The sequence below is a fragment of the Xanthomonas boreopolis genome (assembly GCF_046529185.1).
Classification (GTDB): domain Bacteria; phylum Pseudomonadota; class Gammaproteobacteria; order Xanthomonadales; family Xanthomonadaceae; genus Pseudomonas_S; species Pseudomonas_S boreopolis.
Genome location: NZ_CP097162.1, coordinates 1,746,507 through 1,770,936, shown reverse-complemented (window position 1 = coordinate 1,770,936; position 24,430 = coordinate 1,746,507). Strand labels below are relative to the sequence as shown.

Sequence of the window (24,430 nt, the reverse complement as noted above, 5' to 3'; positions counted from 1 at the left end):
GCGCGCATTCTAGCCCAGCTCCCGGGCACTTCACAATAGCCACACGAAAATTCCGGCCGATCGTGGCGCCTCAGCCCAGGCTGGCTTCTTTCAGGCGATGGATCTGGTCGCGGATCCGGGCCGCCTCCTCGAACTCCAGGTCGCGGGCATGCTGGTACATCTGCTGCTCCAGCGCCTTGATCCGGGCGGCGGCCTCGGCCGGCCCCAGGGCGCGGTAATCCGCGGGTTCCTCCGCGGCCCGGCGCGTCTTGGACTTGCCCTTGCCGGTCGCCGCCCCCTCGTCCCGGGCGCCTTCCAGGATGTCCGCGATCGGCCGCGCCACCGACTTGGGCACGATGCCGTGCTCGGCGTTGTACTCGATCTGCTTCTGCCGGCGGCGGTCGGTTTCGTCGATCGCCGCCTGCATCGACCGGGTGACCTTGTCCGCGTACAGGATCGCCTTGCCGCGCAGGTTGCGCGCGGCACGGCCGATGGTCTGGATCAGCGACCCGGTGGAGCGCAGGAAGCCCTCCTTGTCGGCATCCAGGATCGCCACCAGCGACACCTCCGGCATGTCCAGGCCCTCGCGCAGCAGATTGATGCCCACCAGCACGTCGAACTTGCCCAGGCGCAGGTCGCGGATGATCTCCACGCGCTCGACCGTATCGATGTCCGAGTGCAGGTAGCGCACGCGGATACCGTGCTCGCCGAGGTACTCGGTCAGGTTCTCGGCCATGCGCTTGGTCAGCGTGGTGACCAGCACGCGGTCGCCCAGCTTGATCCGCTCGTTGCACTCGCTCATCAGGTCGTCGACCTGGGTCGCGACCGGCCGGATCTCCACTTCCGGATCGACGAGGCCGGTCGGGCGGACCACCAGTTCGGTGATCTCGTCCCCGCCCTCGCGCAACTCGTACGGCCCCGGCGTCGCCGAGACGTAGATGCTGCGCGGCGAACGCGCCTCCCATTCCTCGAAGCGCAGCGGCCGGTTGTCCAGCGCCGAGGGCAACCGGAAGCCGAACTCCACCAGCGTCTCCTTGCGCGAGCGGTCGCCCTTGTACATCGCGCCGATCTGCGGGATGGTCACGTGCGATTCGTCGATCACCAGCAGCGCGTCCGGCGGCAGGTAGTCGAACAGCGTCGGCGGCGGCTCGCCCGGCGCCTTGCCGGTGAGGTGCCGGGAATAGTTCTCGATGCCGTTGCAGTACCCCACCTCGGCCATCATCTCCAGGTCGAACTGGGTGCGCTGGGCCAGCCGCTGCGCCTCGACCAGCTTGTTCTGCGCGTAGAGCTGCTCCAGGCGCTCCTTCAGTTCCGCCTTGATGGTGTCGATCGCGCTGAGCGTGCGCTCGCGCGTGGTCGCGTAGTGGGTCTTCGGATACACCGTGTAGCGCTGCAGCTTGCGCAGCGTCTCGCCGGTCAGCGGATCGAACAGGGTCAGGTTCTCGATGTCGCCGTCGAACAGCTCGATGCGCAGCGCCTCGGTGTCGGACTCCGCCGGGAACACGTCCACCACCTCCCCGCGCACGCGGAACGCGCCGCGGGTCAGTTCGAACTCGTTGCGCGTGTACTGCAGGTCGGTCAGGTGCCGGATCAGCTGGCGCTGGTCGATGTGCTCGCCGACCGACAGGATCAACCGCAGCGAGAGGTAATCCTCCGGCGCGCCCAGGCCGTAGATCGCCGACACCGTCGCCACCACCAGCGCGTCGCGGCGCGACAGCAGCGTCTTGGTCGCCGCCAGCCGCATCTGCTCGATGTGCTCGTTGATCGAGCTGTCCTTCTCGATGTAGGTGTCCGACGAAGGCACGTAGGCCTCCGGCTGGTAGTAGTCGTAGTAGCTGACGAAATACTCCACCGCGTTGTGCGGGAAGAACGCCTTGAACTCGCCGTACAGCTGCGCCGCCAGCGTCTTGTTCGGCGCCATCACCAGCGTCGGCTTCTGGATCTGCTGCACCACGTTGGCGATGGTGTAGGTCTTGCCCGAGCCGGTCACGCCCAGCAGTACCTGCTTGGCCAGCCCGGCCTCGAAATTGGCGGCCAGCTTCTCGATCGCCGCGGGCTGGTCGCCCGCGGGCGAATAGGGGGATACCAACTGGAAACGGTCGCTCATGGCAAGGGGGTGCCGCTCTGGACGATTGACCAGTATAGCCATCGTTCGCCGACGCCCTCGTGGGCAGAAGTCCTACCCCCGCCGGACTGCTTCACCGATTCATGCCGGCGCCCCTGCCCCCGACACTGCACCGGGACCGCAGGGAAGCAGTCGCAATGCCAGGCAGAGACACCGGCTTCACGCTGATCGAATCCATGATGGCCATGGCCGTGCTGGCCATCCTGGTCGCCATCGGGATCCCCGCCTTCAAGGCCACGCTCGAACGGCAACGGGCCCGTACCGCCACGCACCTGCTCAGCGCCCAGTTCGCCAGCGCCCGCAGCGCGGCCATCAGCCATCGCACCCCCACCACCGTGTGTCCTTCCGCGGACGGGCTCCGCTGTACGGAGGGCACCGACTGGAGCCGCGGCTGGATCATGTACCGCGATCCCGGCAGGACACCCCAGCCCGCCGACGCCGCGTCCGTGCTCAGGTGGGAGAACCGGCCGGCCTCAGGCGCGACGCGCCTGCTCTCGAGCCCGGGCCGCCGCCTCATCCGCTTCCTGCCGGACGGCCGCAGTGCGGGCACAAACCTGAGCGTGCGGGTCTGCTCGGATGAACGCTTCATGGCCGAAATCGTCGTGAACAACCTCGGCCGCGTCCGCACCTCCCGCCCCACAGGCAACCTGCCCTGCGGCCGGTGAAGCCAAAAAAACAAAGGGCTGCGATCTCTCGCAGCCCTTTGCAGGATATGGCGCCCGAAGTTGGACTCGAACCAACGACCCCCTGATTAACAGTCAAGTGCTCTAACCGGCTGAGCTATTCGGGCGGGGGCGCGCATTGTAACGAGATCATTCCGGCTGGAGCAAGCCTTTCCTCAAAAAATTTTTTCGAGGCTACCAACAGTCGGCAAGGCTGCCCTGGCTGTTGCCCTTCCTGCCCGCCTGGTCCAAGGACAGATTGCCGCACTTGTCCGTCGCCTGGGCGCCGGTCGCGGTGGCGACGATGGTGAACGTGGACTGGGTCGGCGCCGGGTTGAGGGCCAACGTGTACCGGGCTGTGGCACCCGCTTCGCGCGGCGACTGCAGCGAAGGGAGCGTGAAGCCCACGTAGGTGTTGTTGACGGTATGGTACCGCTCGGCGCGCTGTGCGTACTCCACCAAGTCCGCCTTGGCCTGCCCTCTCCGCGCCTTGCGCACATACTCCTGGTATGACGGGTAGGCGACCGCGGCCAGGATCGCCACCACGGCTACCACGATCATCAGCTCGATCAGCGTAAAACCCGCAGCCTTCTGTCTGGTTCCGTTCAGATCCATGTCCCGTTCCTCATTTGACTTGGCGCCACGACTGGCGGCCGCACGCACGTGGCATATAGCCCGCTTCGGCCCCCGAAGCTTGGACCACCATGGAGCACTGCATCTCGAGCGCCTTGGCGAGCTCGCTTTCCGTTGCGCCTTCCGACAGCGGCGTCAAGCGCGATGTGCTCATTACCGCGACATCCTTCACCGGCGCCGAGCCATCCGTTCGCAATCCTATCCCGGCAGTACCGCTCCCATAAGCGGCTCCGCTCAACGATCCGATGCGCAATCCCGACAGCGCGGGCGCGCCGGTCAAAGCATTGAGCCCATACAGCCAGTTGGTGCCACTGGGACCGCAGGAAGAAACCACTCCCAGTTCGTAGGTCGGGAAGAACACGATGCCGTTGGCGATCTCCGGATAACCGACGAAGCGCTCCCCTCGGCCCGGCAGGTCGATGTACCAGCCGCGCTTGCCGACTCCCATCGCGTTGGCGACCATCGTGCGAGAACCATCATCCGCTGCGACGACCGTCTGGACCTGCAGATCGGCGCGACCAAGCGTACGGCCGTCCCCGCGGTCGAGCACGGCATACAGAGTCTGTTTCGAGACATCGTTCTCGTCGTTCACGAACGAAAAGGCACCCGTTCCGAAATAGACCATGACGCCGCCTGCTGGGCCAGCGGCTGCCTGTATTCCTCCAAGGATGGGTTGACGGTTGTTCTGGGAATCCCTGGCCACGAACAGGGGCACTGTGACCGCGGCAAGGGTCGAGCTGTTCGACGGATTCGCCGGCACCTGGCGCAGGTCGAACTTCCAGATGGCGCCGTTCTGATCGGCCGCGTACACCGTGTCGGCGAAGCCATCGCGCGTTTGCCTGGTGAGGCCATCGCCGCTCCAGCGATCCACCACGACGATGTTTCCCAGTCCGTTGCTACCCGCCACTCCCGACTCGATCGCCTGGATCACCGTCGCCTTGCCGGTCCTGATGTCGACCACGAACAACGCCGCCCGGCCGTTGGCGCTGCCGTATCCGTTGCCGAAGATCGCTTTCCAGCTGGCGCTGCCGTTGGCGTTCTTGACCGGCACGATGACGGGGCGACCGAGGACATGTCCGATGTTGCTGGCGACGATCGCATCGCTGCTGTTGCCGTTGATGTCCCACAAGACGTCGCCGGCATCGAAGCTGTCAGGCCTCGTGACATCCAGCGCAAATGCCCCCTTGGCTCCCGCACCGGTAGTGCCGACCAGCACTGTCCTCCAGTTACCGGCACTGCTTGCCACATCCGCCACCGCAACTGGGCCATCAACGTAATAGCGGTGCTGGAACACCTGGTAGTCCTTGTCCTCCTCCTTGTAGGGGAACAACAGGTTGCCCATGTGCCCTAGCACTGCTTGGGGCACATAGGCGAATAGCTCCGCCCCGGTCTTGCCGTCGAATGCGTGCAGCATTCCATCGTTGGCGCCCACGTAGACTATCGGCTTGCGGTCCTTCTTCGCCGTCATGTAGGCCGCGTAGCCATAGGCATCGTAGCGATTGAGGGCCGCGTTGTAGATCGAGCGATACCCGAAGTCGTCGGTAGGTGCGGAGATGACTGGGGTGGAGTTGACGATGTCGCCCAAGCGGGTCGTACGCTTGCGCAGTGGCGTAGACTCGGAACTCTCCAACGACTGGTCGCCGCGCAGGTAGGCAATCGCCTGCGCCGCGTCGATACCGAGATCATTGATCCTGCCGTTGCAGCGCGACATGCCATTGGCCGTGTTGCTGCAAAGATCCGCAAGCCCGATCGTAGTGGAGGAGAATTCCCGCGCCGTGCCGTCGGCGCCGCCGTAATAGATATTGCGGTTGGCTGCGTCCGGCAGCTTGGCACTGGCCTCCCACAAGGTGGTGTACTTGACCTCGCCCGTGATCACGTTGGTGGCGATGGACTGGGCGGTCAGCTTGCTGTACCAGTCGGTACCGTTGTTCGTGGCTTCGTAGGAAGGAGTCACCGAGAAGGAACCCGTTCCGATGCGCGAACCGGTCAGCGACAAACTCCCAGACGGCGAGTTCCCTTCTCCGCTCAGGGAAAGGATGCGGCGCATGGCGGCGGTCACTTCGGCCGGAGTCTGCGCATTGACGAATTCGCCACGTGTATTGATCGTGCCATGCCATATCTCGTCCACGGCCGTTCCATCATCGACGCTGGAAGGATTCGGTAAGGTATTCCACAGCGGCGGATTGGCATACGGATCTTTCGTGGCGGCTTCGTTGGCGCCGTAGATGCGCCCCCCGGCCCCCAGCACGATGCCGTAGAAATTCATGTGCAGGTTTGCCTGGCAGTCCAAGCGCTTCCAATCCGGGGAATCCCGATCCAGTTCCGCGCATTGTTTCGGCACCTTCACCAGTCCGCGGGGGAAGGCATCGCCGGTGCGCAGCGGCACATTGGCTCCGTTGTAGTAGCTGGCGGCGATGTCCGCGATGGTGTCTCCGTAGTTGTCGGCAAACGGTGACCCCAGGCCTCCATCGGCATTGCCATAGCCGCTTACCTTGTCGCTGGCATTGGTGATGCCGTCGGTGAACAACATGCCGGCATTCTTCTGGCAGGCATTCAATATCGGCGCGCTTCCGTCCTCCTCCGCACGGCTGAATTGGCTGCCCAGGTGGGCCACGGCACTGCGGTTGGGCGTGCCGCCGCTCCCGGAAGTGATCAATCCTCCGGCCTGCAGCCTCAGCATCTGGTCGTACAGCGCCGACTTGCCGCTGGGATCCCGGATGTCGCGCATGTCGACCTTCACCCGATTGTTGATGGTGAAGTAGCCCACCCTCATGTTGTCGACCGCCGCCATCGACTCCGTCATCGAGCCGACCATGGCCAGCAATCTGTTGCGGTGGTACTGGAACCAATTCGCAAAGTTCTGGATCGCATCGTTGTAGCCGCTGTCGTAGTTGTCCGGCTTGATCTCATAACGGCGCAGGTTGCAGCCCGGGCCGCAGGCATTCCTCACGATCGGGCGATATTCGTCACCGGTCTTGTATCCCGCCGGCGCGGCCTGGTTTTCCGGAAGATAGAAGGTGGCGGGAAAGTAATCGAACGCGATCGAGGTATTGCTGGTGATGCTGCGCGCGCTCGTTCGCCACTGGCTGTTCGAGTAGTACTTCATTCCGCGCCCCGCCAGATCGGGAATGCTCATGCCATTGAGCAGGGAAAATGTCTCCGTTGTGTTGGCGCGATTGGCCTTGAGGTTGTAAACGACGTTGTACGCCCGGGCAAAGCTGCTTCCGTAGACCGCAGGATCGCGCGGATCCGCCCTGGCATTCTCGGGATCGGCATTGCTCCAGCGCGTTTTCCCGTCCGGATTGAGCCAAGGCTGGTAGACGACATTGGGATCGAAGTAACCCTTGTTATAGGCCGGCGAACGCGCAAAGCCGAAAGCATCCAACGGAGGAATGGCCCTGCCGGGGCTGTAGGAGGCGTTGTAGCCGCTATGGGGGAACAGATACAGCAAGCAGTCGGGGGAGTTGTTCGAGCATCCCGCCCCTACGTTGTAGAAAACCCCGGCACTCTGGAAGAAGCTCGCGTTCCCCGAGTTCCACTGTAGCCGTCCATCGCCTCCAGGAAAGATGCGCTCGAACGTCATCGAGTTCGAGTCGTCCACCGCCATGATGAATGCAGGCGTTTTCGGTGCGTCTATGTTGAGCGGCGACTGCGCCAACTCTCCCTGTCCCTGGATGGAAAAGGCGTTGAACAGGCCATAACTGGCGAGCGCCGCCAACACGATCGCCAATGCGGCCAGTCTCTTTCTGCGGAACGTCATGTCGACCTCAAGGTCTGAAAATGGTGTCCACGGCCGAATCGGCCGAGCCATTGGCACCGTCGTTGGTGCTGTAGGCGGTGATCTGGTAGATCGGGTTGGCGTCCTCGTTGATCGGCTTCCCCATGGCGAAGCTAGAATTGCCCGAAATGCAGGGGCCAATCAGGCGCACATTGGTCTGGTCGCCATCGCTGTACGTGAGCGAGGCTGCCCAGCCGACTGCGTCGAACGGTTCATCGCAGACCTTTACGTTCGAAACCGCAGGACAACCGACGGTGCTGGTCCGGTTCACCAGATCTTCGACGCCGCATTCGACGTTCCTCGCCTGTGCCTCGGCATTCTGGAACGCCAGATTGGCGGCGCGATAATTGGAAGCCATCTTCTCCTGCAACCCCGTGACCTGCATGCCCACAACGCCAAGCAGCGCAAGCAGGATCAGTATGATCAAGGCAACGTAGAGCACCGCACCCGATTGCCGCTCTGCCTTGGGCCCGTGCGAACGGGAGATTTGCCTGTCCATGGACACCTCAGTTGCCGTAGAGGCGGTTGCGCAGCGCGACCGTGGTCTCGTAGCTGGCGCGCACCCGGCCATCGCCGTTGGCCGACGGATCGAAGCGCACGCCAAGCGCGCGCACACGAAGACCTTCCTCCGTAGGCTGGGGGGCTGCCGCAGGCTCCGGGCTCCGCATGACGAGGCCGACCTGGACGCTTCCCACCCGGCGCCATTGATCGGCGTTCGCGCCGATGTCTTCCGCCGTGCCATAGTCGTCGATGTAGCCACTGGGCGGCTTCGTGGTCAGGTCGGTCACGCGGTCGCGCCCGAAGACCAACTGCATGCTCTCCACCCCTTCCACCAGCTCCTCGCTGACATAGGCGGTACCGTCATGGCGTGCACGACGCAATGCCGGCTCGCCGCTCGCCCCTGCGCCGATGTAGTAGACCACGGAGTCGGCCCGGTAAAGCACGGTTTGGCCAGACGGCTGGGCGGTGTAGCGGTCGATGGCCGAACCGGTCGTGACCATGCCTGCCCCGGCTGACACCGCACTGGCCGGAAAAATGTCGACGAAGCTGCAATCCGCGATGCCAAACAGGCGCGGCGCGCTCACGCCGTCGCCCGTCAAGGCGCTCCAGCGCTCCACCGGAACGGTGAAGGAGGTGCTCGAGCCGGACATAGTGATGGCATTCACCGGCGCTCCCTGGTTCGACAGATAGCGCAATACGAGGATGTCGCTGCCAGGCAACGGATTGAGCCCGGAAATCGTCCCCGGCAAGGCAGGCGACCATCCGGAGGCAGCCGCGCCCAAGGTCACCGCGTCTCCCGGCGCAGTACCGGTCGCTTCATAGGCCTGGATCGAGACGGCGAAGTTCAGCGGATCGTTGCCGCTGGGGAAATGCGACGCCATCGCGCCTGCGCTTTGCAGGTGGGACTGGTCGTTGACGCACCCCCAGTGCCCGGCCATGCGCAGGTCCCGCTGCAGGTAATCGATGGCGAAGCGTGCGTTCTCCTGCGTCCTGGCCATGCCTTCGCTGAGCTGATATGCGGTCCGGGAGGCGCCGAATATCTGCACGACCCCCAGCATCAGGATGCTGCCGATCACCAGCGCCACCATCAGCTCGACCAGTGACATTCCCTTCACCGTCCTGTAGGCCACCAATCTCATAACCTGCTCCTTACTTCGAAGCTGGTTTCCTCCGGATCGTCGCCGGCCTGCGTACGCTCGCCCCAGACCAATGTCACCTGGACGACATTTCCCTGGTAGGTCACGGTCGCGCCTGCATTGTCTCCCAGTGCTCGCACCACTTGGCACTTCCAAAGTTCCGCCATCGCCGAGACATTCTGGCTTCCCGTGGCAGGGGCACACGGGTTGCCGCTGCGACTCCCCTTGGCGAACGTTGCCTGGGCCGCGAAGGCGGCCGCACTCAATCGATTGCTGCGCATCTGGTCGAGCAGTTCGGTCGCAAGATTGGTGGCCTGGGTACGATAGTTCGCGCTCTGCGACATCCTGAGGCTGTTGACTTGCAGCAGCGCAAAGCCCAGCAGGCCGACTCCCAGTACCAGTACCGCGATCATCACCTCGATCAGGGTGAAGCCTTCTTGCCCGCCCCTGCTTCTTCTCATGGATCCGGTACTCAATGACATGCAACCAGTCCCCCATCCTTTCGCACCTGGCCCGTCGGCGAGATCGCCAGTTCCCGCCGATACTCGCCTCCACCGCATTCGGCAGGCTGCACTGCCAGCGAGCCCGCATCGGCCTCGGTACTGGTGCGGCGGCCGCGGGAATCAAAATGGACGAAGTTGGCCGGACCGCTGACCAGCATGTCGCTGCGTCCTTGCGAATACCGCAGCACGGCCTCGTCCGCGTCCACTGTGCCGTTGCCATTCCTGTCCGAGAAGACGATCCATCCATCGGCCCAGTTGCCGTCGCAGCCCAGACCGGAGGCGCTGGCGCAGATGCTGCTCCCGCGGTTGTTGCGCACGGCCTCGGCTCTGGCCAGGGATACCGAGGCGATCAACTCGTTGGTCGTGGTGGCCACGCGATTGGAACGGATCACCCCTTGGAAGCTCGGATACGCGATCGCCGACAGGATCGCCAGCACGGCAACGGTGACCATCAGCTCCACCAGCGTGAAGCCGCCAATCCGACGAGGTGACATCGAAGAACGCTCCCCAGCGTGTTGGGCAAAGCCTGACAAAGCGCCGCCGAAGCGGCAAGATCCCCGGGGACGAACGGTCGTTCAGGCGGGATGGGCGTCAACGATTTGACGCCCATCACATGCCGAGTGATACCGACTCAGGTCACCACCCTGTAGCAGGGGTGGTACTCGCCCGAGATCTTCATCCGGCGCTGCTCGACGAAGGCGCGCAGCAGGCCGTCCAGCGCCTGCATGATGTCTTGGTCGCCGTTGATCTCGAACGGGCCGAAGGCCTCGATCCGGCGCATGCCGTCTTCCTTGACGTTGCCGGCGACGATGCCGGAGAAGGCGCGGCGCAGGTCGGCGGCCAGCGCATGGGCCGGGCGCCCGTGGTGCAGGTCCAGTGCCGCCATCGCCTCGTGGCTTGGCACGAACGGACGTTGGTATTCCAGCGGGATGTCGACGGACCAGTTGAAGTAGAAGGAGTCCTTTTGGTCCTTGCGATACTCGCGCACGCGCTGGATGCCCTCCGCCATCTTCCGGGCCACCATCACCGGATCGCCGATCACGATCTCGTAGCGCGACGCGGCCTCGTTGCCGAGCGTGAGGCGGATGAATCGATCGATCTGCTCGAAGTACGGCGCGGCGATGGTCGGCCCGCTCAAGACCAGCGGGAAAGGCAGGTCGCGGTTCTCCTCGCGCAGCAGGATGCCGAGCAGGTACAGGATCTCCTCGGCCGTCCCCACGCCGCCCGGGAACACGATGATGCCGTGCCCCAGGCGCACGAAGGCTTCGAGCCGCTTCTCGATGTCCGGCATGATCACCAGGTGGTTGACGATCGGGTTCGGCGACTCCGCGGCGATGATGCCGGGCTCGGTGATGCCGATGTAGCGCGTGCTGGTGCGGCGCTGCTTGGCATGGGCGATGGTCGCGCCCTTCATCGGCCCCTTCATTGCGCCCGGGCCGCAGCCGGTGCAGATGTCCAGGCCGCGCAGGCCCAGCTCGTAACCCACCTGCTTGGTGTAAAGGTATTCGTCGCGCGAGATCGAGTGTCCGCCCCAGCAGACCACCAGGTTGGGATCGGAGGGCTGGAGCATGCGGGCGTTGCGCAGCAGGCCGAACACCGCGTTGGTGATGCCCTCGCTGGATTCGAGGTCGGCCGTGGATTCCGGGCCCAGCTCGATCGCCATGTAGGCCAGGTCCCTCACCACGGCGAACAGCAGTTCGGCCACGCCGTTGATGATCTCGCCGTCCACGAAGGCCATGGCCGGGGCGTTCGTCAATTCCAGGCGGATGCCCCGGTCGCGCTGCGCGACCTGGATGTCGAAGTCCGGGTACAGGTCGCGGGCCGCCCGCGGATCGTCCGAGGCGCTGCCGCTGGTCAGCACCGCCAACGCGCAGCGGCGCAGCAGCTCGTGCATGCCGCCGCTGGAGGCGTCGCGCAACCGGGCGACCTCCGCCCGCGACAGCACGTCCAGACCGCCCCGCGGATAGATCCGCGCGTCCACCACCGGCAACGCCCTCGGTGCCGTATTGCCTGTTTCCATCGTGTGCTCCTGTCTGCAGCCGCGGGAATGTAACGCACTCCCCCATCCAAAAGGAAACGGCCGGGTCGCCCCGGCCGTTCCATGGACTGCAGTATATACCGCGAAGGATCAGAACTCGTAGCGGAAGCCCAACTGCATGGACCACTGCGAGACGCCGATGTTGAAACCGTCCGCGTCGGAGTTGGCGGCGGTCGGCGCATCGGTGTACAGGGTGTTGTACACGTACTTCCCGTTGTAGATACCTTGCAGGTTGGCAACACGGGCATCGGCATAGAAGCCGTAATCCATGATGCGGCCCCATTTCTTGTTCAGAAGGTTGCCGACGTTCTGGATATCCAGCCACAGTTCCGACTTGTGCCCCTTGGCGAAACCAGGCAATTGCTGAGTGATACGCACGTCGAAGGTATTGACCCAGCCGGTACGGAAGCCGTTGGCCGGCGCGTAGGTGCCAGCATACTTGGCCAGTTGCGGATGCTGGGCAAGCCAGTCGAAGAACTGCTTCTCCAACGCGGCATTCGGCGTGAACGAACCGTTGTTGCCAATGGTTCCGAACAGCACATCGCCAGGACCCGACGGGACATAGAACAGGTCGTTCAGGGTACGGCTGTCGCCATTGGCATCGCCGTTGAAGATGTAGCTGAACGGACGGCCACTGCGGCCTTCGTATACCAAGCCCACGCGGGTCTCGTAATCGCCGAAGAACTTGTGCTTCCAGTTCAGCGAGCCCGAGACCCGATCCTTGATCTCGTAGCGCGAGGTCGTGGCAACATTGTCGTTGGTATTGAAGCCATACTGGTAGCCGAAGCCCGAGCTGGCGGTGGAGCTGGTAAGCGGGCCCACTTCGGTCGCGTCGGTGTACGTGTAACCCAAGGTCCATGACCAATCGCTCGTCTCGCTGAACGGCTTGGTCAACGACACCGTGAATTGACGGCTCTCGCCCTTATCGGTGTTGTCGATCAGGAATACGTTGTTGTAGTTGCGGTCACGCCCGGCACGCGCATCACCCGATTGCCAAACGCCGGTATTGCGCTTGTTCGGGTTCCAATACAGGGCTCGGCCATCCGGACCATAGAAGGTCGGACTCGGATCCTCACCCGGGGCGGCCACATTGCCGATGTTCAAGCTCTTGTAGAACAAGCCGTTCTTGACCTTGGTGATCAGGAACTCGGCCGAACCGACGATGCCGTACCACGGCAGTTCGTGATCGAATGCCAAGTTGGCCTTCCATACGGACGGCAACTTGAAATCCTTGGCCACGAAGTTGACGTTCTGGGTCGCCGAACCTGCGACCGTCGGCACGTTCTGGGCCAAACCATCGGGACTGAACGGCAGCGTGGTCCACGTCTGGTTCGACGGGCTGCTGGATACCAAGTAGTTGATGTACGAAGTGTAGTTGAGGCCGGTGGTTGCGTAGCTGTTGCCGATCCAAACCTGCGGTGCATCGCCCTGGAACAAGCCGACGCCGCCGCGCAGCTGGGTGGGGCGATCGGTATCGAAGGTGTAATTGAAGCCGAAGCGCGGCTGGATCAGGAAGTCGCCATCAAAGATCTTGCTATTGTCGTAACCGAATTTTTCTGAGGCCGCAGCATTGTAGGCCGGCGCCGGGGAGGTATCGGGGCGATCGGCGCGCAGGCCAAGGGTCAGCGTCAGGTTGCTGTTGACGTACCAGGTATCCTGCACAAACAGGCCAAGGTTCTTGTTCTTGTAGTCTGCGGCGATCGAACCCGGCGAAGTTTCGGCGCTGAGGTCGTATTGGCTCCACTTGCCAAGACGGAAGTTCTCCAGGCCATAGAAGCGGTAAACGCCCCAGGAATTGGCGCCATAGTAGTTGTAGACGTCGTTGTCGCTGTAATCGACGCCGAACTTCAGGTCATGGTCACCCAGCGTCCAAGTACCCGCGGCGTAGTAGTTCCAAGTCTTGGTTTCGAGGATATTGTTCTGGGAGTTGGTCTCGGTACCGAAGTACAGCACGTCTCCGGACGGAGTAGCTTCGTCGCCTCCCATATAAATCGCAATGCTCGGGGCAGTCGTCGGCACGACGCGGATCGCCGAGTAATCGCGATAGGACACCTTGAACTCGGTGGAGAAATTATCGGTCCAGTCGCTGAAAAGCTGGCCGACGTAACTCTCGACGGTCTTCTCGTGTTCGTACCAGTAAGAGCTCAGCGATACCTGGCTGCTGGTGCTCATGCCGTTGATCCGGAGCTTGTTCTGCTCCAACTTGCTGTAACGGAGGCTGGCACGATGATTGTCGTTGATGTTCCAGTCCAGCTTCAGCGCGTACTCTTCGAGGTCGGTATTGCCGTCGCTGGACAGGCCGCCAGCGTCGATGCCCCAAGTGTTACGGGCGATATCCTGAGCCTGCTGGATCACCGAATCGGTGATCAACGCATTGGGCTTGCCATAAGCCGTGCTGCTCAGGTCGGCGCCCGGAGCCTTCTGCTCGAACTTTTCGTAGTTGGCGAAGAAGAACAGCTTGTCCTTGACGATCGGGCCGCCAAAGGTCGCGCCGTACGTCTTCTCCTTGGTGAAGCCGTTGAATGGCGTGCCATCCGGGTTGTCGCCGAACCAGTCGCCGTCCCGGTAGTTGCCATAGATAGATCCATGGAACTCGTTGGTACCCGACTTGGTTACGGCATTGACCGTCGCACCCACGGCGCTGGCGATGCTGACGTCATAGTTGGACAGGTTGATGTCGATCGCCTCGATGGCCTCCATCGATACCGGCTGGCGACGGGTGGTCATGTTGTTGCCTTCCAGACCGAAGGTATCGCTGGCCGAGACGCCATCGATGCTGATCGAGTTGTAGCGTGGATTCTGGCCACCGGCAGATATGGTGCCCGAAGCGCGATCGACGAAGGCCACGCGCGGATCGAGGCGCATGTAGTCCTGGATATTGCCATTGATCGAAGGCAGCGCTTCGATCTTCTGTTGGTCTATCGAGGTACCCGCCCCCATCTTGTTGGCACTGAACACTTCCGAACCACCCGCGATCGCGGTTGCGGTCACGGTACCCAAGGTGGTCACGTCGCCAGTCAGCTGCGCATTGACCGTACTAATCTGATTGAGGGCCAGATAAACGCCATCCTCGGTCTTGGTGCCTTCGCCGGGCTTGGTGATGGTGATGGTGTACGGGCCACCGACGCGCAGGCCGCGCGCGTTGTAGCGGCCGGCGGCATCCGTCGTCGCGCGGCTGACCGTGCCCGACTCCACGTGGGTGATCGTCACCTCGGCACCGGCAACCGGCTGGCCGCTGGTGGTGGTCACCTGGCCGCCGACACCGGCGGAGGTGCTCTGCGCGAAGACGGGAGCGGCGGCGAGCGCAGCCACGAGACCAAGCGTGAGCTTGGACATGCGGAGACGGCGGTGGTCAGTCATTGTCGGTAGCCTCGATGCGGATTTGGCGGACGAAAAAAGACGTGCTGATCCATCCACTGGAAGAGATGGATGGACCTGAATGTGTTGTGCTCTGGGGTTCCCTGACCGGGCGGCCGGTTGCAGCCGCAACGGTTAACAACAGGTTAACACGGTATCCACGGATTGTGACCGTGCCATGACATTTTTAGCGCATCAGGACATTTGTTGCGGACAGAACATCCGGAACGCACCCGCCGGCAAGCGCTCTTCGCAGTGCGATGCATCCGCCACCTCGGCCGTGATGCGGGTCCGGTCCGCAGGCGCCAGCGTATGGCACATCAACCTGAATTCATTCAGAAAAAAGAAAGTCCCATGCTCGTCCGTCGTCGGGGGAAGCCGTCCGGAACCGCGAACTTGAAAGAAAAATGACAACCCCGGGCGTTGGGGAGCCCGGGGTGCCGGGAACACAGGCGCAAAAAAAAGGCCGGCGCTCGGCGCCGGCCTCCCTGCATGGACTCGCTTCGGTGGAACGCCTGGATCAGGTCAGAACGAAGCGCCGAAGGTCACCGCGAAGGCGCGCGATTCCAGCACCGAGTAGTACGGGGTGCCGGTAGGCGCCACGTCCGGGTACTCGCTGGCGCCGGAGGCGGCGAGCACCTGTGTGGTATTGGCCCAGGTGATCGCGCGCTTGTCGGTCAGGTTGTACAGGTTGAGCTTGATCGAGGGCTTCTTCAGCCAGGCCCAATCGTTGAACGTATAGCCGGTGTCGATGCCGAAGGTGGTGTAGCCGCCGACCCGTTCGGTGTTCATGTAGTCGCCGTAGCGGGAGCCGGAATAGCGTCCCTTCAAGGTGGCCCAGAAGTTGCCGTAGTTGTAGCTCAGGCGCAGGTTGGCGATGTTCTTCGGGGTGTTGGCCAACTGCTTGCCGCCGACGGCGTACTCGTAGACGCCGCTGGAAGTGCCCACCGCCAGCGTATCGCTCAGGATCTTGGCCTGGGTATAGGTGTAGGAGCCATACAGCTTCAGGCTGTCGGTGAACGCGTAGCTGGCTTCGGTGTTGAAGCCGCGCATGCGCACCTTCGGGATCGATACGTAGGTGGTCAGCGCCGTGTTCTGGTCGTAGCTGCTCATCTGCTTGTTCTCGTAGTTGCTCTGGTAGAGCATCGACGAGACGGCGAGGCGGTCGCCGTAGAAGCGCCAGCCGATGTCGTTCGTCCAGGCCGACTCCGGTTCCGGGATCGCCTGGTCGGCGGACATGTTCAAGGTGATCGAGTTGGTCGCCGGCACGCGGAAGGTCTTGGCCACGCCGTAGAAGAACTGGTTGCGGCTGTCCGGCGAGTACTTCACGCCGAAGGCCGGCAGCAGCTTGCTGTAGCTGTTGTCGAACTCCACGCCGATCTCCTGGGTGGAACCCGGCCACTGGTAGTTGTGGCCCTTGCGGGTGGCATGGATCCACGACAGGCCCAGGTTGAGCGCCCAATCGTCGGTCGGCGTCCAGTTGTCCTGGACGAAGTACTTCTGCACGTTCGTCACGGTGTAGGTGCGATAGCTCTGCTGCACCGAACCGTCCGGATAGGTGATGAAGCAACTGTCGGTATCGGCCCACACGTCGCAGGGTTCGCCGGTGGACTGGTCGACGGCGACGCTGCTGCTGTTCTGGCTCTTGCGCGAGCGGTCGAACCACAACCCGTATACCAGATTGTGGTCCAGGCCGATGTCCTGGAAGAACTTGGCCACGATGCCCGGGCGCACCGTGCTGGAGTACGAATAGGTGTAGGCGTAATCGCTGGCGTCGGCGACGCTGCCGGAGCGACCGTAGACGTTGGCGCTGCTGGTCGAAGGGCGGATCGTGGTGGCGCTGGAGCCGCCGCCCTGGCCCCACCACACGTACGGCACCACCGACAGGCGCAGGCTGTCGCTCAGGGTGAACTCGCCATCGAGGCTGGCCAGCAGGCTCTTGTAGGGGTTGCGGCGCAGTTTGTAGTAGGAGGTCGATCCCGTGCCCCAGTCGTCCGCGTAGTCGTACTCGTAATCGTTGGCGAGCTGGGCCTTGCTGCCGGTCTGGTAGGAGTAGTTGGACTGGCGGTTGTACTGGAACGAGGCGCTGATCGAGTTGCCGGGGCTGATCTCCCACAGGCTCTTGCCGTCGATCTTGTTGACGTCCATCGTGCCCTTGCCCTTCCACTTGTCCGCGGTGTTGCGGGAGAAGGAGACCCACGAGCGCACCGGGCCGGTATCGCCGGTGTTCACCCGGATGAAGCTGCGGCGATAGTCGTTGCTGCCGAAGCCCTGGTTGAAGTCGACGCCGAAATCGTGGGTCGGATCGACCGTCGACCAGGCGATCTGGCCGCCGGTGGCGCCCATCTCCGGCTGGTCCACGTTCGGCGTGCCCTGCATCACCGTGATGTCGTTGTAGTTCTCGGCATCGCCGTACTCGGTGGCGTAGACCGAGTAGCTGCCGCTGTCGGTGACCGGCGCGCCGTTGACGGTGATGCCGATCGCCGAGGAATCGAAGCCGCGCAGGCTGTAGTTGCCGTTGTTCAGGCCGGTCACGTCGCTGGTGGAAGCATCCACGCCGGGGATGGCGTCGATCACCTGGGTGAAGTTGCTGCCGCCGGATGCCTGCGAGATCGACTCGCGCGTCACGGTGGAGATCGCCTTGCTGGCGGTCTGCACGGTCATGTTGCCGCCGCCTAGCACGTAGGCGTTCTTGTTGCCGGTGACGCTGACCTTGTCGAGTTCCTGCACGCGCTTGGTGTCGTACGCCGAGGTGGTGTTGGACGTGCTGGACGCAGTGACGCGGGAACTCTGCTGTTGCTCGGTGTCGTTGCTCTGCGCTTGCGCGTGGCTGGCGAGCGCACTGGCCAGGGCGACGGCGAGCACCGACAGGGAGGACGGCTGGCGTGATTTCATGGAGGACCTCTGGGCTGAAGGAATGCGACAAGCGCGCCCCTCCCGCCGCCGGCATGCCGGCGTCCGGTCGATCCACCGAAGAGGGAGGGCGCTCGAAACGTGACGATCACGTTAAGCAGCACATGTCGCCGCCATATGCCGGGGCGTATTGCAAGCCAGACACACGCCGGCAAGGACGAGCAAGGAAAATGTCCTCGCTCGCCATCAAGTTGTCACAAAGATCGCGTAGCGATCAGATGTTCACCGGCAACTTGAGATAGGTACCGATGCCGTCGAGGAACATCTGCACCGAGATCGCCACCAGCAACATGCCCATCAGGCGCTCCAGCGCGGTCAGGGCGCGGTGGCCCAGCAGCTTGTAGAGCAAGGGCGAGCAGAACAGGATCGCCGCGGTCGCGCCCCATGCCAGCAGCAGCGACAGGCTGAACTCCGGCAGGCGTGCCGGCTCGTTGCTGCCCATCAGCATCACGGCGGCCATGCCGGAAGGACCGGCCACCAGCGGGATCGCCAGCGGCACGATGAACGGCTCGCCGTCGGGGATCTCGCCCATCAGCCCCTCCGGGCGCGGGAAGATCATCCGGATGCCGATCAGGAACAGCACGATGCCGCCGGCGATCGCCACCGACTCCTGGCGCAGGTGCATCAGCTCCAGCGCGTACTTGCCGCCCCACAGGAACCCCATCAGCACCACCAGCGCGATCAGCAGCTCGCGCGCCAGCACGATGCGCTGGCGCCGCGGCGGCAGCGGCTTGAGCACGCTGAGGAACACCGGGACGTTGCCGAGCGGGTCCAGGATCAGGAACAACAGCAGTGCGGCGGAAAGAATGGTCATGCCGAAGGACTCCAGACAGTGCCGCGGTGCGCGATGCCCGACGCGGAGAGCAAGGCGACGCAGGCATCCGCGTAATGCCCTGGATCCACGGCCGCATGGTCGTCCTGGTGCTGGAACGCGCGCGCGCGCAACGGCGTGCGCATCGGCCCCGGCTGCAGGCCGCAGACCCGCACGGGCCCGGCGGCGGTCTCCTGGTGCAGGCTCGATACCAGGCCGCGCTGCGCATGCTGCGCGGCGCCGTATGCCCCCCAGTACGCCTGGCCCACCCGGGCCGGGTCGTCGACCACGAACACCAGCGCCGCGTCCTGGCGCTGGCGCAGCAGCGGCAGGCAAGCCTGCGACAACCACAGCCGTGCGGTCAGGCCGACATGCAGCGAACGCGCCAGCATCGCGGGATCCGTGTTCTCCAGCGGCGTCAGGCCGGGGAAATCGGCCGCGCAATGCAGCACGCCGTCCAGGCGGCCGAGCTCGGCCCCGATCCGCGCGGCCAGCTCGGCATGGTCGTCCGGGCTGGCGCCGGCCAGGTCCATCGGATACAGCAGCGGCTCCGGCCCTGCCGCCGCCACGGCATCGTAGACGCGCTCGAGCTTGCGCACCTGCCGTCCGAGCAGCACCACGGTCGCGCCCGCCGCCGCGCACGCGCGCGCCGCCGCCGCGCCGAGGCCGCCCGCGGCCCCCGTGACCAACACCACGCGCCCCGCCAACGCCGCCGCTGGCAGGGAGGTTGCCTGCTCCTGGCTCACGGCTGGTAGGCCTCGCTGACGATGCGCTTGAGTTCGCCGGACTCGAACAGCTCCAGCGTGATGTCGCAACCGCCGATCAGTTCCCCGTGGATGAACAGCTGCGGGAAGGTCGGCCAGTTGGAGAAGCGCGGCAGGTTGGCCCGAATCTCGGGCTCCTCGAGCACGTTGACCGTGTGCAGTTGCTCGGCGCCGGCGGCCAGCAGCGCCTGCACGGCCCGGCTTGAGAACCCGCACATCGGATACTGCGGCGTGCCCTTCATGAACAGCACGATGGGATACCGCTCGACTTCGGCCTGGATCCGCTCGATCACCGCCATGGGATTCTCCTTGCTGGGCGGAAGCCCGGCCATCCGGGTCGGATAGACTTCCGCATTGCCGCCCATTGTAAGCCCCAACGCGTTCAACCGCGGGCCGACCAGGAAAAAACGCCTTCATGCCGATCGAACTGCCTCCCCTGCCCTATTCCCGCTCCGCCCTCGAGCCGCACCTGTCGGCCGCGACGCTGGACAGCCATCACGGCCAGCACCATCGGAACTACGTGGAGGAGCTCAACGCGCGGATCGAAGGCACGGAGTTCGCCGATCTTGCGCTGGAGGAAATCGTCCGGCGCGCCCAGGGCAGCCTGTTCGACACCGCCGCGCAGGTCTGGAACCACGGCTTCTATTGGCAATGCATGCGCGCGCGCGGCGGCGGCGATCCCACCGGCGCGCTCGCCGAGAAGATCGCCCAGTCCTTCGGCGGCGTCACGCAACTGCGCCAGGAATTCGATCGCGCCGCGCTGGCGCTGTTCGGTTCGGGCTGGGTATGGCTGGTGCAGCGCCCGGACGGCCTCCTGGCCGTGGCGAGCACGCCCCATGCCGGCACGCCGCTAACCGGCAGCGATACGCCGCTGCTTGCCTGCGACGTCTGGGAACACGCCTATTACCTGGACCACCAGAACGCGCGCGCCGCCTACCTGAAAGCGTTCTGGAAAGTCGTCAACTGGGACTTCGTCGCCAGCCGGCTGCAATGAGCCCGCGTCCCGCGGGCGCGACGCAAGCCGCCGCGGGGCGCCGATGCACCTCCTGCGAAAACCCACGCGCCCATGCGCGGCTTGGGGCGGCAAGCCCGGCGCGGCTCGCGCCGGGCCGCAGGATCACTCCTGCGCCAATCGCTCCAGCACCGGCGCCACCTGTGCCTGGCGCCCCAGCGCATCGCCCGCCTGCGCCAACGCTGCCCGCAACGCCCGGGCATCATCGGCGCGCAGGGTCGCATGTCCCACCTTGCGCCCGGCGCGCGGCTGCTTGCCGTAATCGTGCCAGTGCCCGCCGGGCACGGCCAGGAACGGCACGGCCGGCGGCATCTCGCCCAGCCAGTTGAGCATGCAGGCATGGCCGCGCATCGCGGTGCTGCCCAAGGGCAGGCCGAGCACCGCGCGCACGTGGTTCTCGAACTGCGACGTCTCCGCTCCCTCGATGCTCCAATGCCCGGAGTTGTGCACGCGCGGTGCCATCTCGTTGGCCAGCAGTTCGCCGTCGCGCACGAACAGCTCCAGCGCGAACACGCCCACGTAATCCAGCTTCCCGGCCAACTTGCGCGCATGCGCCTCGGCCCGTTGCTGCATGCCCGCGTCGACCGGCGCCGGCGCCAGGCTCGCGGACAGCACGCCATCGACATGCCAGTTCTCGGTCAGCGGCCAGGCGCGGAACTCGCCGTCGCGGCCGCGCACCACGACCACGCTGACCTCGCGCTGGAACGGCACGAACGCCTCGGCGATCAGGCCGACCTTGCCCGCCTGCTCGCCCAGCGCGGCCCAGGCCGCATCGGCGTCGGCCGGGGACTTGATCCGGAACTGGCCCTTGCCGTCGTAGCCGAGCCGCCGGGTCTTGAGGATGCACGGCGTGCCGATGCGCGCCAGCGCCGCATCCAGGCCCGCCCGGTCGTCGACCGCGGCGAAGTCCGGGACGGGGATGCCCAGTTCGCGGAACAGGCTCTTCTCGCTGAGCCGGTCCTGGGCGACCGCCAGCGCACCGGGATTCGGGAACACCGGCACGCGATCGGCCAGCCACTGCGCGCTGCGCGCCGGCACGTTCTCGAAGTCGAAGGTCACCACGTCGACCTGCGCGGCGAACTCGGCCAGCGCGGATTCGTCCTCGAATCCTCCCACCTGCAGCGGAGCGACCTGGCCCGCGCACGCGTCGGTCGCCGGGTCGAACACCGCGAACCGCAATCCCAACGGCGCTCCCGCCAAGACCATCATGCGGGCCAGCTGCCCGCCTCCCAGGATGCCGACCGTGGTCATTGCCGGGGATCGTCCGCCGCCATCACGTCGTCGGTCTGGCGCTGGCGGAACTGCGCCAGCGCCGCGCCGATCGCCGGGTGCTCCGGCGCCAGCAGCGCCGCGGCGAACAGCCCCGCGTTGGCCGCGCCGGCATTGCCGATCGCGAACGTCGCCACCGGGATGCCGGCCGGCATCTGCACGATCGACAGCAGCGAGTCCATCCCGTTCAGCGCCTTGGACTGGACCGGCACGCCCAGCACCGGCACCGCGGTCTTGGCCGCCAGCATGCCCGGCAGGTGCGCCGCGCCGCCGGCGCCGGCGACGATCGCGCGCAGGCCGCGCCCGGCCGCCTGTTCGGCGTAGGAGAACAGCACGTCCGGCGTGCGATGCGCCGAAACCACTTTCACTTCGTAGGGCACACCGAGCATGTCGAGCTTCTGTGCCGCGTGTTGCATGGTGTCCCAGTCGGATCGGGACCCCATCACGATGCCGACCAGCGGCGTGGTTTGGTTCGAGGTCATGGCCCTGCCCTGCCTTAAAGACGTATTCTAGCCGTCTTCCGCGCAAGACGAAGACCCGAACAAGCCCCATGGACCGCAAACTGCTCGACCTGCTGTGCTCGCCCGACACCCGCCAGCCGCTTTCGCTGCTGGACGCGAAAGGGCTGGAGGCACTCAATCGCGCGATCGCCGCCGGTGGCGTCCAGCGCGCCGACGGCAGCCGCCAGGAGCAGCCGTTGCGCGAGGCGCTGGTCACCCGCGACCGCAAGCAGGTGTTCCGGGTCGACGACGGCATCCCGGTGCTGCTGGCCGAGGAAGCCATCGCCACCGCCCAGGTGGCCGATTTTCCCGAAAAGTAAGGCGCATCGCGATGCAGGCCGTGATCGCCCCCGATCCGTTGACGGTGCAATCCGACGTCGCCCGGGCGTTGGCCGAGGACATGGGCAGCGGCGACGTCACCGCCGCGTTGCTGCCGGATGCCGAGGATCGCGCCTACCTGTTGTGCAAGCAGGACGCGGTGATCGCCGGGCGCCCCTGGTTCGATGCCTGCCACCGGTCGCTGGACCCGCAGGTGCGCATCGACTGGCGCGTCGAGGAGGGCCAGCCGGTCGCCGCCGGCACCGTGCTGGCGACCCTGCAGGGCCGCAGCCGCAGCCTGGTCAGCGCCGAGCGCACCTCGCTGAACTTCCTGCAGACCCTGTCGGCCACCGCCACCACGACCGCACGCTATGTCGCCGCGGTGTCCGGCACCGGCGCGCGCATCCTCGACACCCGCAAGACCCTGCCCGGCCTGCGCATGGCGCAGAAGTACGCGGTGCGGTGCGGCGGCGGCCTCAACCACCGGATCGGCCTGTTCGATGCGGTGATGCTGAAGGAAAACCACATCCGCGCCGCCGGTTCGATCGGCGCGGCGATCCGGGCCGCGCGCGCGCAGCAGCCGGCGTTGCCGCTGATCGTCGAGGTCGAGACGCTGGACGAGTTGCGCGAAGCGCTGCAGGCCGGCTGCGACAGGATCCTGATCGACGACTTCGACGCCGCGATGCGGCGCGAGGCCGTGCGCATCGTCGCTTCGGCCCCGTCCGGGCGCCGCATACCGCTGGAAGTCTCCGGCAGCGTCGACCTGGCCGGCGTGCGCGCCATCGCCGAGGACGGCGTGGATTTCATCTCGATCGGCGGGCTGACCAAGCACGTGCAGGCCGTCGACCTCTCGCTCAAGCTCGGTCCGCCGCCGGGCTGACCGGCCATCCGCCCGGAGCGACCGCGGACGGCGGCGGGGCATCCCGCAAGCCCGCACCGTAGGAGCCCACGACTTCGCCGGAACGGCGACAGGCGCTTTCACGACCCGTTCGCGGTGGTCTTTGGCAGCCTCCCGGCATCCTCTCTCTCCCTCCGGAAGGATCCTCGATGGCTCGTACCCGCCTGTCCTGGCTGTGCCTGTCGCTGGCCGGCCTGGCGGCTCCGGCCGCCGCCGCGGAAGTCTGCGACCTGCCGCCGCGCTACGGTCTCGGGCAGGCCGCCATCGCCATCGTCCGCACCGCATGCAACGAGCATCGCCTGTGGATGCGTCCGTTCATCGACCTGCGCGGACGCGTGGCGAGCCTGTCCATCACCGAAGCGGAAAGCGGCTACCTTGCCGACCACGGCGTGGTCGCCTGGCAGCGCGTGGCCGGCTACTGGCGCGACAGCGGCACGCTGGCGGCGATGGGCGGCATCGAAGGCGCCCCCGGCTGCGCGGCGCTGGACGGTTCGCGCTACACCGCCAGCGATTGCCGCGCCTTCATCAGCGACAATCCGTGGTCGGCGGCCTTCGTATCGTGGGTGATGACGCAGGCCGGCGTGGCGGGTTTCCTGCGCTCCCCGCGCCACATCGACTACATCCGCGCCGCCTACCGCAACGACGGCGGCAGCCCCTATCGATTGACCGACCCCGGCATCGAGAAACCCGCGCCCGGCGACCTGCTGTGCCTGCTGCGCGGACGCGACCGCTCGCTGGGCTTCGCCGGCCTGAACGCGGAACTCGCCCGCGGCGGCACCGTGCATTGGAAATCGCATTGCGACATCGTCGTGGCCGCCAATGTCGGCGGCGATCGCACGCTGTACCTGATCGGCGGCAACGTGCTCAACACGGTGATGATGCGCAAGCTGCCGCTGGACCGCGCCGGCCACCTGGTCCTGCCCGCGCCCATCGACGGCAACGGCGGCAGCGACGAGGACACCCAGGGCGCCGGCCTGGAATGCACGCCCGCCCGCGAGGAACTGTGCGACTTCAACCGCCGGGACTGGGCCGCGCTGCTGAAGCTGCGCGAGGACGCCGCGCTGGCGGCGCCTGCCAGCCTGCCGGTCGTCCCGTCGCAGTCCATTCCCGCATCCGCCCCCACCGCGATGCCACCGGGATTCCCGCGCGTGGTGCCACCACGGCCGGCCACCAGGCAGGAGCGGCAGAATCCCCCGAATCCGCAAAACCCTGAAAACCCCTAGCAGCGACTTT

General features: G+C 65.3%; 20 protein-coding genes and 1 tRNA gene. 5 read left to right on the top strand and 16 right to left on the bottom strand.

The window, feature by feature from the left end; translation table 11 throughout:
* Nucleotides 1-70 precede the first annotated feature (70 nt).
* Nucleotides 71-2,086: an excinuclease ABC subunit UvrB gene (gene uvrB, locus M3M27_RS07850; RefSeq protein WP_140718799.1), complete on the bottom strand. Its 2,016-nt coding sequence runs from the start codon at nucleotides 2,084-2,086 to the stop codon at nucleotides 71-73.
* Between the two features lie 155 nt (nucleotides 2,087-2,241).
* On the opposite strand from uvrB, the gene M3M27_RS07845 reads away from it, so the two are divergent.
* Nucleotides 2,242-2,769 (top strand): GspH/FimT family pseudopilin, encoded by a 528-nt coding sequence (locus tag M3M27_RS07845; protein WP_434027687.1) that lies wholly within the window; start codon nucleotides 2,242-2,244, stop codon nucleotides 2,767-2,769.
* A gap of 48 nt (nucleotides 2,770-2,817) precedes the next feature.
* Here the strand turns inward: M3M27_RS07845 and M3M27_RS07840 are convergent.
* The 13 genes from M3M27_RS07840 to grxD all read right to left on the bottom strand — a co-directional run bounded on the left by M3M27_RS07840 (nucleotide 2,818) and on the right by grxD (nucleotide 19,499).
* Nucleotides 2,818-2,894, bottom strand: a tRNA-Asn gene (locus M3M27_RS07840).
* Nucleotides 2,895-2,961: 67 nt separating this feature from the next.
* Nucleotides 2,962-3,381: a type IV pilin protein gene (locus M3M27_RS07835; RefSeq protein WP_434027686.1), complete on the bottom strand. Its 420-nt coding sequence runs from the start codon at nucleotides 3,379-3,381 to the stop codon at nucleotides 2,962-2,964.
* Between the two features lie 10 nt (nucleotides 3,382-3,391).
* Entirely contained in the window at nucleotides 3,392-7,159 is a 3,768-nt protein-coding gene (locus tag M3M27_RS07830; protein WP_434027685.1) for a pilus assembly protein, read from the bottom strand.
* Nucleotides 7,160-7,166: 7 nt separating this feature from the next.
* Nucleotides 7,167-7,676 (bottom strand): pilus assembly PilX family protein, encoded by a 510-nt coding sequence (locus tag M3M27_RS07825; RefSeq protein ID WP_434027684.1) that lies wholly within the window; start codon nucleotides 7,674-7,676, stop codon nucleotides 7,167-7,169.
* A gap of 7 nt (nucleotides 7,677-7,683) precedes the next feature.
* The gene (locus M3M27_RS07820; RefSeq protein ID WP_434027683.1) at nucleotides 7,684-8,817 is read right to left on the bottom strand and encodes a PilW family protein; all 1,134 of its coding nucleotides are present in this window, start codon (nucleotides 8,815-8,817) and stop codon (nucleotides 7,684-7,686) included.
* Nucleotides 8,814-9,296 (bottom strand): type IV pilus modification protein PilV, encoded by a 483-nt coding sequence (gene pilV / locus M3M27_RS07815; protein ID WP_434027682.1) that lies wholly within the window; start codon nucleotides 9,294-9,296, stop codon nucleotides 8,814-8,816. Before pilV ends, M3M27_RS07820 begins: the two co-directional genes overlap by 4 nt.
* Nucleotides 9,287-9,811 carry a GspH/FimT family pseudopilin gene (locus M3M27_RS07810; protein ID WP_434027681.1) on the bottom strand — a complete coding sequence of 175 codons (525 nt, stop codon included), beginning with the start codon at nucleotides 9,809-9,811 and terminating at the stop codon, nucleotides 9,287-9,289. Before M3M27_RS07810 ends, pilV begins: the two co-directional genes overlap by 10 nt.
* A 137-nt stretch (nucleotides 9,812-9,948) precedes the next feature.
* The gene (gene ppnN / locus M3M27_RS07805) at nucleotides 9,949-11,337 is read right to left on the bottom strand and encodes a nucleotide 5'-monophosphate nucleosidase PpnN (protein ID WP_140718806.1); all 1,389 of its coding nucleotides are present in this window, start codon (nucleotides 11,335-11,337) and stop codon (nucleotides 9,949-9,951) included.
* 108 nt (nucleotides 11,338-11,445) lie between these two features.
* Entirely contained in the window at nucleotides 11,446-14,691 is a 3,246-nt protein-coding gene (locus M3M27_RS07800; RefSeq protein ID WP_434027680.1) for a TonB-dependent receptor, read from the bottom strand.
* 546 nt (nucleotides 14,692-15,237) lie between these two features.
* Nucleotides 15,238-17,607 (bottom strand): TonB-dependent receptor, encoded by a 2,370-nt coding sequence (locus M3M27_RS07795; RefSeq protein WP_434027679.1) that lies wholly within the window; start codon nucleotides 17,605-17,607, stop codon nucleotides 15,238-15,240.
* Nucleotides 17,608-17,839: 232 nt separating this feature from the next.
* Entirely contained in the window at nucleotides 17,840-18,439 is a 600-nt protein-coding gene (locus tag M3M27_RS07790; RefSeq protein WP_140718809.1) for a YhgN family NAAT transporter, read from the bottom strand.
* Nucleotides 18,436-19,182 carry an SDR family NAD(P)-dependent oxidoreductase gene (locus tag M3M27_RS07785; RefSeq protein WP_434027678.1) on the bottom strand — a complete coding sequence of 249 codons (747 nt, stop codon included), beginning with the start codon at nucleotides 19,180-19,182 and terminating at the stop codon, nucleotides 18,436-18,438. The genes M3M27_RS07790 and M3M27_RS07785 overlap by 4 nt, the downstream gene beginning before the upstream one ends.
* On the bottom strand, nucleotides 19,179-19,499 hold the full coding sequence (grxD, locus tag M3M27_RS07780) for a Grx4 family monothiol glutaredoxin (protein WP_140718811.1): 321 nt from the start codon (nucleotides 19,497-19,499) through the stop codon (nucleotides 19,179-19,181). Before grxD ends, M3M27_RS07785 begins: the two co-directional genes overlap by 4 nt.
* Before the next feature lie 116 nt (nucleotides 19,500-19,615).
* On the opposite strand from grxD, the gene M3M27_RS07775 reads away from it, so the two are divergent.
* The gene (locus M3M27_RS07775) at nucleotides 19,616-20,194 is read left to right on the top strand and encodes a superoxide dismutase (RefSeq protein WP_434027677.1); all 579 of its coding nucleotides are present in this window, start codon (nucleotides 19,616-19,618) and stop codon (nucleotides 20,192-20,194) included.
* Between the two features lie 123 nt (nucleotides 20,195-20,317).
* On the opposite strand, the gene M3M27_RS07770 is transcribed toward M3M27_RS07775, so the two are convergent.
* Nucleotides 20,318-21,463, bottom strand: a complete 1,146-nt coding sequence (locus M3M27_RS07770; RefSeq protein ID WP_434027676.1) for a 5-(carboxyamino)imidazole ribonucleotide synthase — start codon at nucleotides 21,461-21,463, stop codon at nucleotides 20,318-20,320.
* Nucleotides 21,460-21,963 (bottom strand): 5-(carboxyamino)imidazole ribonucleotide mutase, encoded by a 504-nt coding sequence (purE, locus tag M3M27_RS07765; RefSeq protein ID WP_434027675.1) that lies wholly within the window; start codon nucleotides 21,961-21,963, stop codon nucleotides 21,460-21,462. The genes M3M27_RS07770 and purE overlap by 4 nt, the downstream gene beginning before the upstream one ends.
* Nucleotides 21,964-22,031: 68 nt before the next feature.
* Here purE and M3M27_RS07760 point away from each other — a divergent pair, with 68 nt between their 5' ends.
* The 3 genes from M3M27_RS07760 (at nucleotide 22,032) to M3M27_RS07750 (ending at nucleotide 24,420) form a co-directional block, all read left to right on the top strand.
* On the top strand, nucleotides 22,032-22,301 hold the full coding sequence (locus tag M3M27_RS07760; RefSeq protein WP_140718815.1) for a Trm112 family protein: 270 nt from the start codon (nucleotides 22,032-22,034) through the stop codon (nucleotides 22,299-22,301).
* A gap of 11 nt (nucleotides 22,302-22,312) precedes the next feature.
* The gene (gene nadC / locus M3M27_RS07755; RefSeq protein WP_434027674.1) at nucleotides 22,313-23,179 is read left to right on the top strand and encodes a carboxylating nicotinate-nucleotide diphosphorylase; all 867 of its coding nucleotides are present in this window, start codon (nucleotides 22,313-22,315) and stop codon (nucleotides 23,177-23,179) included.
* Nucleotides 23,180-23,346: 167 nt separating this feature from the next.
* Nucleotides 23,347-24,420: a DUF2272 domain-containing protein gene (locus tag M3M27_RS07750; protein ID WP_434027672.1), complete on the top strand. Its 1,074-nt coding sequence runs from the start codon at nucleotides 23,347-23,349 to the stop codon at nucleotides 24,418-24,420.
* The last annotated feature ends 10 nt before the right edge of the window (nucleotides 24,421-24,430 follow it).

What these genes read in the sequence shown, in the direction of transcription:
- uvrB (WP_140718799.1), bottom strand. Translation starts at nt 2,086, where the DNA reads ATGAGCGACCGTTTCCAGTTGGTATCCCCCTATTCGCCCGCGGGCGAC.
- M3M27_RS07845 (WP_434027687.1), top strand. Translation starts at nt 2,242, where the DNA reads ATGCCAGGCAGAGACACCGGCTTCACGCTGATCGAATCCATGATGGCC.
- M3M27_RS07835 (WP_434027686.1), bottom strand. Translation starts at nt 3,381, where the DNA reads ATGGATCTGAACGGAACCAGACAGAAGGCTGCGGGTTTTACGCTGATC.
- M3M27_RS07830 (WP_434027685.1), bottom strand. Translation starts at nt 7,159, where the DNA reads ATGACGTTCCGCAGAAAGAGACTGGCCGCATTGGCGATCGTGTTGGCG.
- M3M27_RS07825 (WP_434027684.1), bottom strand. Translation starts at nt 7,676, where the DNA reads ATGGACAGGCAAATCTCCCGTTCGCACGGGCCCAAGGCAGAGCGGCAA.
- M3M27_RS07820 (WP_434027683.1), bottom strand. Translation starts at nt 8,817, where the DNA reads ATGAGATTGGTGGCCTACAGGACGGTGAAGGGAATGTCACTGGTCGAG.
- pilV (WP_434027682.1), bottom strand. Translation starts at nt 9,296, where the DNA reads ATGTCATTGAGTACCGGATCCATGAGAAGAAGCAGGGGCGGGCAAGAA.
- M3M27_RS07810 (WP_434027681.1), bottom strand. Translation starts at nt 9,811, where the DNA reads ATGTCACCTCGTCGGATTGGCGGCTTCACGCTGGTGGAGCTGATGGTC.
- ppnN (WP_140718806.1), bottom strand. Translation starts at nt 11,337, where the DNA reads ATGGAAACAGGCAATACGGCACCGAGGGCGTTGCCGGTGGTGGACGCG.
- M3M27_RS07800 (WP_434027680.1), bottom strand. Translation starts at nt 14,691, where the DNA reads ATGTCCAAGCTCACGCTTGGTCTCGTGGCTGCGCTCGCCGCCGCTCCC.
- M3M27_RS07795 (WP_434027679.1), bottom strand. Translation starts at nt 17,607, where the DNA reads ATGAAATCACGCCAGCCGTCCTCCCTGTCGGTGCTCGCCGTCGCCCTG.
- M3M27_RS07790 (WP_140718809.1), bottom strand. Translation starts at nt 18,439, where the DNA reads ATGACCATTCTTTCCGCCGCACTGCTGTTGTTCCTGATCCTGGACCCG.
- grxD (WP_140718811.1), bottom strand. Translation starts at nt 19,499, where the DNA reads ATGGCGGTGATCGAGCGGATCCAGGCCGAAGTCGAGCGGTATCCCATC.
- M3M27_RS07775 (WP_434027677.1), top strand. Translation starts at nt 19,616, where the DNA reads ATGCCGATCGAACTGCCTCCCCTGCCCTATTCCCGCTCCGCCCTCGAG.
- M3M27_RS07770 (WP_434027676.1), bottom strand. Translation starts at nt 21,463, where the DNA reads ATGACCACGGTCGGCATCCTGGGAGGCGGGCAGCTGGCCCGCATGATG.
- purE (WP_434027675.1), bottom strand. Translation starts at nt 21,963, where the DNA reads ATGACCTCGAACCAAACCACGCCGCTGGTCGGCATCGTGATGGGGTCC.
- M3M27_RS07760 (WP_140718815.1), top strand. Translation starts at nt 22,032, where the DNA reads ATGGACCGCAAACTGCTCGACCTGCTGTGCTCGCCCGACACCCGCCAG.
- nadC (WP_434027674.1), top strand. Translation starts at nt 22,313, where the DNA reads ATGCAGGCCGTGATCGCCCCCGATCCGTTGACGGTGCAATCCGACGTC.
- M3M27_RS07750 (WP_434027672.1), top strand. Translation starts at nt 23,347, where the DNA reads ATGGCTCGTACCCGCCTGTCCTGGCTGTGCCTGTCGCTGGCCGGCCTG.